Source organism: Solibacillus silvestris (genome assembly GCF_051967575.1).
In the GTDB taxonomy this organism is placed as follows: domain Bacteria; phylum Bacillota; class Bacilli; order Bacillales_A; family Planococcaceae; genus Solibacillus; species Solibacillus silvestris_B.
Window position 1 is genome coordinate 93,852 of sequence record NZ_JBQCJW010000003.1, and the last position, 12,533, is coordinate 106,384.

At 41.0% G+C, this 12,533-nt stretch carries 17 protein-coding genes and 1 other annotated feature; all 17 genes read right to left on the bottom strand.

Going from position 1 to position 12,533, the window contains the following annotated elements; all coding sequences use genetic code 11:
- Window positions 1-3 precede the first annotated feature (3 nt).
- The gene (gene pheA, locus ACTHOQ_RS02845; RefSeq protein ID WP_440494158.1) at window positions 4-876 is read right to left on the bottom strand and encodes a prephenate dehydratase; all 873 of its coding nucleotides are present in this window, start codon (window positions 874-876) and stop codon (window positions 4-6) included.
- 105 nt (window positions 877-981) lie between these two features.
- Window positions 982-1,437, bottom strand: a complete 456-nt coding sequence (gene thrR, locus ACTHOQ_RS02850) for a transcriptional regulator ThrR (protein WP_440494159.1) — start codon at window positions 1,435-1,437, stop codon at window positions 982-984.
- A gap of 17 nt (window positions 1,438-1,454) precedes the next feature.
- Window positions 1,455-2,744 carry a GTPase ObgE gene (gene obgE, locus ACTHOQ_RS02855; RefSeq protein WP_440494160.1) on the bottom strand — a complete coding sequence of 430 codons (1,290 nt, stop codon included), beginning with the start codon at window positions 2,742-2,744 and terminating at the stop codon, window positions 1,455-1,457.
- 5 nt (window positions 2,745-2,749) lie between these two features.
- Window positions 2,750-3,274 carry a Spo0B domain-containing protein gene (locus tag ACTHOQ_RS02860; protein WP_440494161.1) on the bottom strand — a complete coding sequence of 175 codons (525 nt, stop codon included), beginning with the start codon at window positions 3,272-3,274 and terminating at the stop codon, window positions 2,750-2,752.
- 164 nt (window positions 3,275-3,438) lie between these two features.
- Entirely contained in the window at window positions 3,439-3,735 is a 297-nt protein-coding gene (gene rpmA / locus ACTHOQ_RS02865; protein ID WP_008405208.1) for a 50S ribosomal protein L27, read from the bottom strand.
- Between the two features lie 13 nt (window positions 3,736-3,748).
- On the bottom strand, window positions 3,749-4,090 hold the full coding sequence (locus ACTHOQ_RS02870; protein ID WP_440494162.1) for a ribosomal-processing cysteine protease Prp: 342 nt from the start codon (window positions 4,088-4,090) through the stop codon (window positions 3,749-3,751).
- A 16-nt stretch (window positions 4,091-4,106) separates the two neighbouring features.
- Window positions 4,107-4,415, bottom strand: a complete 309-nt coding sequence (gene rplU, locus ACTHOQ_RS02875) for a 50S ribosomal protein L21 (RefSeq protein WP_008405205.1) — start codon at window positions 4,413-4,415, stop codon at window positions 4,107-4,109.
- A 14-nt stretch (window positions 4,416-4,429) separates the two neighbouring features.
- Window positions 4,430-4,507: a sequence feature (ribosomal protein L21 leader region), on the bottom strand.
- Window positions 4,508-4,552: 45 nt separating this feature from the next.
- A complete protein-coding gene (locus tag ACTHOQ_RS02880) occupies window positions 4,553-5,164 on the bottom strand; it encodes a metalloprotease (RefSeq protein ID WP_440494163.1) in 612 nt (203 codons plus the stop codon).
- On the bottom strand, window positions 5,165-5,704 hold the full coding sequence (locus ACTHOQ_RS02885) for a hypothetical protein (protein WP_440494164.1): 540 nt from the start codon (window positions 5,702-5,704) through the stop codon (window positions 5,165-5,167).
- 118 nt (window positions 5,705-5,822) lie between these two features.
- Window positions 5,823-6,620: a septum site-determining protein MinD gene (gene minD / locus ACTHOQ_RS02890; protein ID WP_440494277.1), complete on the bottom strand. Its 798-nt coding sequence runs from the start codon at window positions 6,618-6,620 to the stop codon at window positions 5,823-5,825.
- 87 nt (window positions 6,621-6,707) lie between these two features.
- Window positions 6,708-7,376, bottom strand: coding sequence for a septum site-determining protein MinC (locus ACTHOQ_RS02895; protein ID WP_440494165.1), 669 nt, complete (start codon window positions 7,374-7,376; stop codon window positions 6,708-6,710).
- A 90-nt stretch (window positions 7,377-7,466) separates the two neighbouring features.
- Window positions 7,467-7,985: a rod shape-determining protein MreD gene (mreD, locus tag ACTHOQ_RS02900; RefSeq protein ID WP_440494166.1), complete on the bottom strand. Its 519-nt coding sequence runs from the start codon at window positions 7,983-7,985 to the stop codon at window positions 7,467-7,469.
- Entirely contained in the window at window positions 7,985-8,905 is a 921-nt protein-coding gene (gene mreC, locus ACTHOQ_RS02905) for a rod shape-determining protein MreC (RefSeq protein ID WP_440494167.1), read from the bottom strand. Before mreC ends, mreD begins: the two co-directional genes overlap by 1 nt.
- A 12-nt stretch (window positions 8,906-8,917) precedes the next feature.
- Entirely contained in the window at window positions 8,918-9,934 is a 1,017-nt protein-coding gene (locus ACTHOQ_RS02910; protein ID WP_440494168.1) for a rod shape-determining protein, read from the bottom strand.
- A 373-nt stretch (window positions 9,935-10,307) separates the two neighbouring features.
- Window positions 10,308-11,006, bottom strand: coding sequence for a RadC family protein (gene radC, locus ACTHOQ_RS02915; RefSeq protein ID WP_440494169.1), 699 nt, complete (start codon window positions 11,004-11,006; stop codon window positions 10,308-10,310).
- An 11-nt stretch (window positions 11,007-11,017) separates the two neighbouring features.
- Window positions 11,018-11,611 (bottom strand): Maf family protein, encoded by a 594-nt coding sequence (locus ACTHOQ_RS02920; protein WP_440494170.1) that lies wholly within the window; start codon window positions 11,609-11,611, stop codon window positions 11,018-11,020.
- A gap of 104 nt (window positions 11,612-11,715) precedes the next feature.
- The gene (locus tag ACTHOQ_RS02925) at window positions 11,716-12,318 is read right to left on the bottom strand and encodes a translation initiation factor 2 (protein WP_440494278.1); all 603 of its coding nucleotides are present in this window, start codon (window positions 12,316-12,318) and stop codon (window positions 11,716-11,718) included.
- Window positions 12,319-12,533: the final 215 nt, after the last annotated feature.

Below are 12,533 nucleotides of genomic sequence, written 5' to 3' on the forward strand. Positions count from 1 at the left end.
ACCTCATTCCGGTGTTACATATGTAAAGTAAGTACCGAGCGATTTCACTGTACAGCCAAGAGCAATGAGTTCCTCCACTGCACCTTTCATCATCGGCTCCTCTTCATCTGCTAGTATATCAATAATGAAGAAATAATTCCCCAATCCTGTTTTGAGCGGGCGGGATTCAATTTTGCTTAAGTTTATTTTACGCCAAGCAAATACCGATAACACTTGGTGAAGCGCGCCGGAAACATCTGCCGGCAATGTGAGCATAAAAGTAGTTTTCGGCTGTGCCTGCAACGGGACTAAACCATGACGAATATTTTGCTTTGCTAACACAAAAAAGCGTGTATGATTGAAATGGAAATCATGAATATTATGTTCGGCAATATGCAAGTTATACTTTTCAGCTGCGGAAAGGTTTGCGACTGCGGCAATGCAGCGATCTTCCGTTTGGGATACAAGTTCAGCAGCTGCTGCCGTTGAGGCATATGGTGTTTGCTTTATACGTCCATGATTGTAGAATAAAAATTTATGGCATTGCGCCAATGCATGCGGGTGTGAATAAATTTCTTCAAGCATATGCAAATTTTGCGCAAATTTTTTATTCACCAATAAATGCTGCTGAATTTTCGACATCACCTCTGCCGTTACATACAGCTCGGCTTCATGATATAAATAATCGATTGTCAGCGGGACAGACCCTTCCAGCGCATTTTCGACGGGGACAACCGCAAGTTCGACTTTCCCTTCTGATACAGCTTCTATACATTCCGGAATTGAATTGTACGGAATATGCCAATCATGCGGAAATAGCCCTTTCGTCGCCAAATATGTAAAGGATGCTTCTGGACCTAAGTATGCAATTCGTTTTTCCCATTTATTTTCTGACATTATAAGCACCTCAATCATAAGTTCTAAATTTTCCGTAAATTTACTGTATAATAAAGGCTGCCCAATACGCCCTACTAGTTATTGGACAGCCTTTTATATAATTTATTATAATGCGCCCGAGCTGATCACTTCAGCCGATTCGATAAATTCAAGGTGATTCAGGCTGCGGATGAGTTCATCCAGTTCGTATGCCATGCTTGTCACGTCCAACGAAAGCGTCACATTGGCGCGTCCTTGAATCGGAATCGTCTGGTGGATAGTCAGCACATTGCAATGTGCATCCGAGACGGTTTCAAGTAGTTTGGCAAGTGTGCCTTTGCGATCTTGCAGCTGAATGAAAACCGTCAAAATACGCTCCTGCACAATCGAATGGAAAGGAAAAACTGCATCACGATATTTATAAAAGGCGCTGCGAGATAAATCAACCTCTTTCACCGCATCCCAAATGGAAGTAACAGAACCTTTTTGCAATAATTGTTTTGCTTCCAAAGTTTTTTGCATCGCATCTGTCAATACGTCTTCACGCACTAAATAATATCGCTGATTTGCTACGTTTTTCATCGTTATCCCCCACTTAATTAGTCGACAAAGTCAAATTCGAATTCCATCAAACGCACAGTATCGCCATTTTGAGCTCCACGTTTACGTAATTCCTCATCGACGCCCATCGCACGTAATTGGCGGGCAAAGCGTCGAATTCCATCTTCGCGGCTAAAGTCTGTCATTTTGAATAGGCGCTCGATAGTGTATCCTGAAAGAACGAATGCCCCATCGTCATCACGTGAAATTTCGAAGTCGCCGCCATTGCTTTCATGTTTGTACAACACAACAGCATCAGATTCTTCGTCTACTACATCATGTAATAAGAATTCCGGTGTCACTTCTAAAAGATCCGCAATTTCAAACAGCAGCGGTTTTAATCCTTGGCGGGAAACGGCTGATATCGGGAAGATTTTTACGTCCTCGCCCACTTTCTTCCTGAACTCTTCCAAGTTCTCCTCTGCATCCGGCATGTCCATTTTATTTGCGACGATAATTTGCGGACGTTCAAGCAGTCTTAAATTGTATTGCTCAAGCTCATTATTGATCGTGACATAATCTTCGTATGGCTCGCGGCCTTCCATGCCCGACATGTCAATAACATGCACGATGACACGTGTGCGTTCGATATGACGCAGGAACTGCATGCCCAAGCCAACACCTTGGTGCGCACCTTCGATTAACCCCGGCAAATCGGCCATGGCGAACGAACGGCCATCATCTGTCTCGACCATCCCTAAGTTCGGTACAATCGTCGTAAAGTGGTATGCGCCAATTTTCGGTTTCGCAGAGGAAACAACAGATAATAAAGTCGATTTACCAACAGAAGGGAAGCCTACCAAACCAACATCCGCTAATACTTTCAACTCCAAAATGACTTCCAGTTCCTGGCCCGGTTCGCCTTTTTCGGCTAGTTCCGGAGCCGGATTTGCCGGTGTCGCGAAACGGCAGTTCCCTCGTCCGCCACGTCCTGCTTTTGCAATGATCGCTTGTTGCCCATGCTCCACTAAATCGGCGATTACCGTTTTCGTTTCGGCATTTGTTACGACTGTTCCCGGCGGCACTTTCACGATTAAATCTTCCGCGCGACGACCATGCATCCCTTTACTCATACCGTGCTCTCCACGCTCCGCTTTAAAGTGGCGTTTGTAGCGGAAATCCATTAACGTACGCAAACCTTCCTCTACCTCAAAAATAACGTTACCGCCACGGGCACCATCGCCACCTGCCGGACCGCCATTCGGTACATATTTCTCACGACGGAATGCAACCATGCCATCCCCGCCGTCCCCACCTTTAACATAAATCTTTACGTGATCGACAAACATTTCTTTCACTCCTCATGCATGTGAATCACATATTTCCAACTTGTGTTCGTTTGTTCATATGTGTCCACATTAAAAATATTCTGTTCTATTGAATATGGTGTCTGTTCCCATTTTCCCGTTAAATGAAATGAAATATTCCATTTATTTTCATGTGCTTCAATGTTTAATTGCAATTGATGCTCTTCATATGGATCAAGTGTGCCATAAACATGAATAATTGTATTTTCCAAGTATTGAACTATCGCTTCATCGTACTTGCCTTGAATTGGCGCACTTACATCACTTGTCATATGCAGTTGGAAAGCCGGGTAGCGCCAATGTACAGTATGAAGCCATTCAACTGTTTCTGTTATTTGAAGTCGGTTGATGTTCGAAAGCATTTTACAATGTTCAGACTGCTCGAAAATAACTTTTTTCGCATCGTCCACTCGTCCTAAATCCAAATTCATCTGGATTAAATGAAGCTGATTTAAATAATCGTGATTTGCATAGCGCAGCACTTCATTTACAGTTAATTTTGAAACGGTCATTTTACACTCTCCGTTTTATAGTATCGTTATTAGTATAGCAAGTTTTCCAACACTTTTCCTTCTAAACCTCATACGAATGACATCATCAATACTTAAGAAAATTTCAACCATCCATTCATCCAAAAAAAAGGACTGCAATAAATGCAGTCCTTTCATTGCAAAAATTATGCTTCTTGAGCTGTTGGGTATACAGATACTTTTTTCTTATCGCGACCGTAACGTTCGAATTTAACAACGCCGTCAACTTTTGCGAATAATGTATCGTCCCCACCGCGGCCTACGTTTGTACCTGGGTAAATTTTTGTACCGCGTTGACGGTAAAGAATTGAACCACCAGTAACGAATTGACCGTCAGCGCGTTTAGCACCAAGGCGTTTAGACTCAGAGTCACGTCCGTTTTTAGTAGAACCTACACCTTTTTTAGATGCGAAGAATTGAAGATCTAAAGTTAATAATAACATACTGTTCCACCTCCTAGACCATTTTATATTTCAATTCGATATATTCTGAATAGCTCGCAGTCATTGTATAGAACTGTGTTACCATTGTGTTCAGAATAACTTGTAATTTTGCGTCTGTTTCATCATTCAGTTCCGCTTGAGGGACAGTTACTTTTAAGTAGCCGCCTTCTGGACCTTGTTCGATTTCAGGTGTAATACCTGTAATTTGCGGGATTGCGTTCACTGCACCAAAGGCAACAGCAGAAGCACCTGCACAAACTAAATCACGACCATAGACGTCCGATAATGCGTGTCCTGAAATTTCAAAGCCATACGATTTACGATTTTCATCACTATAAATAGTTACTGTAATCATGTCCATCACCTGCTTATTAAGCGTTGATTGCTTCAACTACTAATTTTGTGTATGGTTGACGGTGACCTTGTTTACGACGGTAGTTCTTTTTCGCTTTAAGTTTGAAAACAGTAATTTTCTTTTGCTTGCCTTCTTTAACAACTTTAGCTGTTACAGTAGCGCCAGCAACTGTTGGAGCACCAACTTTAACTGTTTCTCCACCTACGAATAAAACTTTGTCAAAAGTAACGATTTCGTCAGCAGCCACACCTAGTTTTTCAACGTAGATTTCTTGACCTGCTTCAACTTTGATTTGTTTACCACCAGTTTCGATAATTGCGTACATTAAAATGCACCTCCTCTTAGACTCAGACTCGCCCGGAATTGCAGGTGACCTATCAAGGTGCTTAAACCTGTTCAGCGCGGTTGCAGTAGCACGGGTGCTACAAACAATAACATTCAAATACTACCACATCGAAATTATCAAGTCAACCGATTCATTACAATTTTTTCAAATGCTGATCGGTATTTTCGAGCTCTCCAATCACCTATTACTTTGCTCCATAAAAAGAGACTAATAATAGCTAGGGATAATGAGTGTGGCAGTAAATATAATAGTACGATAATTATCACGGTAAGTAAATAAAAAGAAGCCGTTAAATAAAATTCGAAAATTTTAGAAAACGGGCGCCATTTAAGCAAGCTATAGCAAAATATCCTTCCTCCATCGAGCGGCCAGATCGGCAGAAGATTAATAGCTAAAATGAACAGCTGCACTTCGATTAATCGACTGCTGAGCAAATCAGGCAGGGGGACACTTGCGAATATTCCGATGCAGGTTGCCAACGGTCCCCCAAGCGCAATTATTATTAATTGATTATAAGATAAAAGCATTTCATTTTTTATCGTCATTTCGCCGCCATATGGAACGATTTTACATTGCTCAATGTCGGCACCGACCATTTTGGCGGCGATGTAATGACCGAGTTCATGAAATAGTAATGATGCGATGATGACACTGTATAAAGCAATATCGCCATATAAAATGATGGATAATAGCAGTAGCAGAAATAATGGATGGATCGTAATTTTCATTTAAATCGGCTGTTCCTTTAACCAGCGGATCGTCTCTTCCATATTCAAAACTTGCCCATCCCGCTCAATTTGCACATATAACTCCCCGTTTTTCTTCGTGGCGACAATCATGCCTTTCGTTACAGTCGTATATGGCAATACATAAAAATCGTCAACGAAACCAAATGTGACCGTATCGCCCGTATCATAAACAATCGAAACCGTTTTCCCATTGTATTTTGTATGCCCTGTAAAAACGATCATTCCATCATACAATGCATTTAATACGAACGGTTCATCATACGCGAGTAAAAAACCGTTGTTGAAGCGTTCAATCGTTTGAAATAGCTGCAGTTGATTTATCGATAGATCAGCGCTGACAGGGAGCTGTTGTTCATCATTGGACAACATAGTCACGACTGCTTTTCGCATCATCACTAAATCGTCCGAGCTATATACGATGGAATGAATGACGCGTTTTGTTGATAAATCCCCATAATAGTTACAGCTATAAATGACAATAAATACGATACTCGCGATGAGCCATTGCCATTTTTTCAAGCTCACCATCCAATCTTTTTGACCTATTATATGTAAGGAAAGACAATCCAATTCAAGAAAGCTTGTACATAGAAAAAGCTGTGTGGAATATATTATTTCATTCCACACAGCTTACATATTATTTAAATAATGATTTCAGCTTTGCAAATACACCTTTTGGCTGGTCGTCTTCCAACGTCATTAGCGGTACCGAATCCCCTAGTATACGGCGGGCGATATTGCGGTAGCCTAATGAAGCTTTATTGTTTGGATTCATGACAATTGGTTCGCCTTTATTGGATGAACTGATCACATCTTCGCTATCGATAATAATCCCTAATAAATCGATCGATAAATGTGTCGTAACTTCCGTAATATCCATTGCATCCCCATTATTCATCAAGCTTTTGCGGATTCGGTTAATGATAAGCTTTGGCGGCTCGATCGGCTCTTGCTCCAGCAATCCGATAATACGATCCGCATCGCGCACTGCCGAAATTTCAGGTGTCGTTACGACGATGGCACGATCCGCACCAGCAACTGCATTGCGGTAACCTTGCTCAATTCCGGCGGGACAATCGATTAAAACATAGTCAAATTCACGCTTTAATTCGTCCACTAAGCTTTTCATTTGTTCAGGGTTTACAGCATTTTTATCTGTATTTTGAGCGGCTGGCAATAAGTATAAACGCTCATCTACACGCTTATCCTTCACTAATGCCTGATGCATTTTACAACGCCCTTCGATGACGTCCACCAAATCATAAATAATACGATTTTCCAAGCCTAAAATTACATCTAAATTCCGCAATCCTATGTCCGTATCTACTAGACAAACTTTCTTTCCCTGAAGTGCCAATGCAGTTCCTAAGTTTGCAGTCGTAGTCGTTTTCCCTACTCCACCTTTTCCTGAAGTTATAACGATTGCTTCTCCCACATTAGCAGCCCCTTCCTTATGTAAGGTAGCATCTTGAGCTATTGCATCATCAATATTCTTAGAGAATAATAATTCTTCTTCACTCATTTAGCTTCCCCCTTTAAATGTTGATAAATTCGGTCGTATATTTCTTATCTCTTGGATTCTATCATAAGCAATTACGTCATTTTCTCCAATATAGGCAAAAATTTGATTTGTATGGTCTAAAATATATTGGGATTCGTTTGTCATTACTTCGACATGATTGCCTATTAAAACATGTGTCGGCTCAAAATGAGAAGCTGACACAATCGCATCTTCATTGCCATTCATGCCAGCATGCACAATTCCTTTTAACTTACCCGCAATATGTACATTGCCTCCTGCTTCGATGCGCCCGTTCGGATTGACATCACCTAAAACAAGAAGATCCCCAGCTACACGAAGCGTCTGTCCAGAACGCACAATGCCCACATACGTTTCAGAGCGATTTGTTTCAAGCTGCCTATGGCTTTCCTCAATCGTAATGACCTCACTTTGAATCTTTTTTACGCATAGCTTTTGACGTTCTTCAACAACTTTTGTGAGCTGTGCTTTTTGCTCTGGTGTACAGTAGCGTTTCCCTAAGTGCAATTGTACATCTATTTTACCATCAAGATGTCCGTCTGTAACTTTTTTTCCAAGTTCTTCAACCAATTCGGCATAAGAACATTGATCATCCAGACGAAGTACTAACCCATCTTTTGTTCCTTTAATATGGATAAGTTGTTTTTTCATAGCTTTTCAAGTCACCTCGCGCTACATGATTGTGAAAAGAAACAACCGAAATGCTTGTTCGGCCCGTCTCTTGTCACTTCTTTTACAATGCTATTGTGCACGTTGAAATACGCGAGCGCTAATACAATATTTAAACGCCCATGCAAGCATTATTAAAAATAGTAGATTCCCTATTGTTGTCGGAACTAATCGACTTACTAAAAACGGCTGAAATGCCATCGTTGTAAATTGAAGCATATAGAAGAATTCATATACTAATAATTCAAAAATAATCATTAAAAATAAAGCTAAGAACATCGAAAATACTAAATGCGGGTGAATGCGCTTTACACACCATGCCGCAACATAGCAGATTGCCGGGTATAAAACTGTATATAAACCGATAATATTAATATAGAACACATCGAAGCAAAGCCCAAAAATAACGCCATAAATCATTGCTTTCTTACGACTATAATAAATGGCTAAAAAGATTAAATATAAAATTAAAAAGCGTGGAATCAAATAGTAAGTCGCCTCGCCGAACTGCAGCGGGGAAAACCTGGAAAATTCAGATTCAAGCAAAAACAGCAAAACAGCAACGGTTCCTATTAGAAATCGAGCGAGCATTATTCATCCTCCTCAACTTCCTCAACAGGTTCATTCGTTAAATCCTCATTTGTGCCATTTCCATCAGAACCATCCACTGAAGTTGTTTTACGTTTTGCAATAATGACATGCTCCAGCATTGAAAAGTCCGCAGCCGGTTTTACATAGGCCATTTTCGTCAAGCCGAAATCATGTGTCGTTACCTCTGTAACTTCGCCAATTAAAATGCCTTTCGGGAAAATCCCGCCGAGCCCCGAAGACAAGACTTTGCTGCCGACTTCGATATTTATTTTAGAATCAATGCGCTTTAATAGTAATTCGTTACGCTCAACGTCATACCCTTCTATTAAGGAGCCATGAATTTCTTTATTGTTTTCACCTATTACAATAGCAGATACACGATAATTTTCGTTATTCGTATAAAGCAGCTCTACTTCAGAAGTATACGGTGTTGCTACTACAATTTTTCCAATCAACCCTCGAGAAGTCATAACGGCCATGTTATTTTCAACACCATGTGCCGTCCCTTTATTTAATATGATTTTTTCTTCCCACTGATCAGGGTTTCTCGCAATGACCGTCGCCTGAATCGGTTCGAAATCACGCAAACTTTCCTCGATTGATGCGAGTTCACGCAATGAAGAATTCTCGGCCTTTAAAGTACTCACTTCCGCCTGCAGCACGGCAAAATCTTCAAGGCGCATTTTTAAGCGCTGGTTTTCTTCATACGTATTTAACAGCGAATCAATATTGCTAAAAATACCTGTTATGTAATTAGCCGGCTTTGCGACAAGCGATTGTGCAAAGCCAACTGTATCTTTAATAATTTGCTCGGGTAATGTTGCGTTATGACGATCACGTAAAGAGAACCCAATCAATGCCACCAGGAAAATTACACTTACTAATAGTACAATTAATTTTTTATTTGAAAAATGTGGCACTGCGAGTCCTCCCTACTTCACTTGTTGCGCACGAATTAAATCGATATTGTCTAATGCTTTACCCGTTCCTATCGCTACACAGTCCAATGGATCTTCAGCAATAAATACAGGCATTTTCGTTTCATCGCTAATTACTTTATCTAAGTTGCGCAATAATGCGCCCCCGCCTGTCAACACGATACCGCGCTCCATTACGTCTGCCGATAATTCCGGCGGTGTTTGCTCCAATGTTTTCTTTACACCGTCCAAAACCGCAGCGATTGCTTCATATAGAGATTTTGAAATTTCATCGGATGTAATCTCAATCGTTTTTGGCAAACCTGTCAGCAAGTCACGTCCGCGAATTTCCATCGTTTCTGCAGGACCTTCCGCCCGTGCCGTACCGATTTCGACTTTAATGCCTTCCGCTGTACGCTCACCGATTGTTAAATTGTATGTTTTGCGGATGTAAGCAATAATCGCATGGTCCATCGTATCCCCGCCAACACGCACTGATTCGCTCGTTACGATACCCCCCAGGGAAATAACAGCCACTTCTGTCGTACCGCCACCGATATCCACAACCATTGAACCAGTTGGCTCCCATACAGGCAAGTTCGCGCCAATTGCTGCCGCAAATGGTTCTTCAATCGTAAACGCTTCTTTTGCCCCTGCTTGTCTGCTCGCATCGATTACGGCACGTTGTTCAACAGATGTAATGCCATAAGGTACACAAATCATTACGTTTGGCTTTTTCCAATTAGAGCCTGACGCTTTCATCGCTTCTTTCAAATAATATTGAATCATAGCTGTTGTAATTTCAAAGTCCGCAATAACCCCGTCCTTCATTGGGCGGATTGCCACGATTGAACCAGGCGTACGGCCAATCATATTTTTTGCATCGTTCCCTACTGCAACGATGTCACCTGTTTTTGTATTTTTCGCTACTACTGACGGTTCGCGCAATACGATTCCTTTTCCTTTTACAAATACTAGTGTATTAGCTGTGCCAAGATCAATCCCGACATCTTTATTTCCTAATCCAAACAAATTAAGTCTCCCTTTCTTATAAAAACAATTTCTTATTTATGATGTTACTAAAATCATACGCTCTATTATAACGAATTACATCAAAAAATTATAGTGTCGCAAGCACTGAATCGCGACTTTTGTCGAATGTTTTTTCTGCAACACTACTTTTCTATTGTATTTCTATTTTTGTTTTGAAACAAATAAAATTAATATGTAAGATTTAACAAAATCACCACATGCACATGACGTATATAACAAATAAAAGTTGCATAGGCGAAATATGTCGATAATTTTTAATTTGAATGACAAATATTATAGCGATGTAACATTTCTTAGCTGACTTGCTCTGCTCACAAAAAAGACAAACGCGATTATACGTTTGTCTTCCCAGTCAAAAATACCCTTTTTCCTTCATGCTTATAAACTGATGGTCACCGATAATAACATGATCGAGCAAATCGACGCCGACAATTTTTCCTGCTTCGTAAAGTCTCATCGTCACATCGATATCTTCCGGGCTAGGTGTCGGCACGCCGCTCGGATGGTTATGCGCGCATATGATGGAAGCTGCAGAACGTTTTACAGCTTCACGGTAGATCTCCCTTGGATGGAAGATGCTTGCATTCAGGCTGCCGACAAAAATCGTTTGCTTATGTAGCACCTGGTTTTTGACATTTAAAAATAAACAGACGAAATGTTCCTGCTGCAGCGATGTCATATCCTGCATTAAAAAGGTCGCCGCATCTTCCGGCGATCGAATCGTAAATCGTTCTTCCAAGTCTTTTGTCGCAAGCCTTCTTCCCAATTCGATGGCAGCCAGGAGCAAAACGGCTTTCGCTTCGCCTATACCTTTAATATCGGTAATTTCTTCAAGCGTCGCATGCTTCAAATTATGCAATTTCTCAAAATTGATGAGCACACGATTAGCTACCGTCAACACCGATTCCCTTTTCGTACCCGTCCCGAGTAAAATCGCGATAAGCTCCTGGTTCGATAAGCTCTTTGCCCCTTGGCGAATCAAGCGTTCGCGTGGGCGGTCCGCTTCATGCACATCATGGATTTTCAAATTCAATAACGGTGTTCCAGTCATTTACACCACTCCTAAAAGTTTAGTTTTAGTAGTTGTAATGTAAGCATTTTTTGAACTAACGATGCGATCGGCAAACCGACCACATTATTATAATCTCCTTCTATGCGATCCACGAGCATGGCGCCGCTCGTCTGAATCCCATATCCGCCTGCTTTGTCAAATGGATCGCCCGTTTGAACATATGCTTGTACCATTTGCGTGGAAACCTTTTTAAAAATGACCGACGTTGTCTCGACGAATGTATGCTCTGCTCCGTCCGCTAAAATGATCGCAACAGCAGTCATCACTTCATGGCGATTGCCTGCCAGTCGAGTCAAATGCTGGATCGCTTCTTCAGAAGATGCAGGTTTGTGTAAAATTTGGCCATCGAAAACAACGATTGTATCTGCTCCGATAATGCATTTACGAGGACATTTTTTCGCAACATCACGTGTTTTTAAGAGCGCAACTTCTATCACGTATTCCTCAATGGTGCCGGCTTTGACGCTCGTTTCCACAACATCGCTCGTTACGATTGTGAAAGGTATATTTAACATGTTGAGCAATTCCTTTCTTCGCGGCGAAGAAGAAGCTAAAACGAGTTGTTCATCTGTAGTAAAATTCATTTCCAATCCTCCTGCTTACTATAGTAACCGACAATTGGAAATTTGAACAATTCGCTCTAATATTTTTTTTGGTCCATAAAGACATTTTCAAGTATTTTTGCACGTCAAAAAGTCACTTTTAAGCAATCCAGGCGCTCATAATAATTGATAAACATATGGAGACGAACGATATTCGGGTTCGTCGACAGCTTCGAGACTTCAGTCGCAAGTTCGATCCAATCATTCGGCACTAATTGTTCATCGATCGTTTCGGCTTGCTGGACCATTAGCATTTTTGTATCTTTCAATGTAATCGGCAGCTGAAGCTCGGCATTTTTCGGGCAGCTGCTCGTCACGGTAATTTTTTTATAAAAAGCGCTTGGAATTGTTGTTAATGCAGCTTCCACCTTTTCTGTATCAAGACGTGACCAAACAAAAAACTGTTCGTCCACTTTCACGACTGCCGCTTTGTTTAGTGTCGGATAAGTCGCTAAAAATTGTGCCGCGCTGTCGAAATTCGAAAAGACGCCGTGCTGCAATACAAAATACTGCTGCTGGACTTTCTGTTCCTCGGCCGCCTCAGTCGTTTGCACTGTAGGCACCGTTTCTGCTTGTTGTTCTTTTGCTGGTAACTGTAAAATAAAGATAAATAATAAGACGCCGGCAAGCCCTGTTAAACCTCCGATGAACATTGCTTGAATGATGGCATTATTTTTTAAAGCTTTCATATTTGCCACAGCTCCATCTCTTTTTATGTCAACAATAGCAAATTAGACATAAAAAAAGGCGAGACTACTGTCGTCTCGACTTAAAAAGTTTTCGCTATTTTTCTTCTTTATTTGCAAAAAGGGCATATTTCACAAAAAAGAAATTAAAGTCAATTAATGTTTTCCAAAAACGCAAATACAAAATATGCCGCAGCAAATTTCTATACATGTCACAT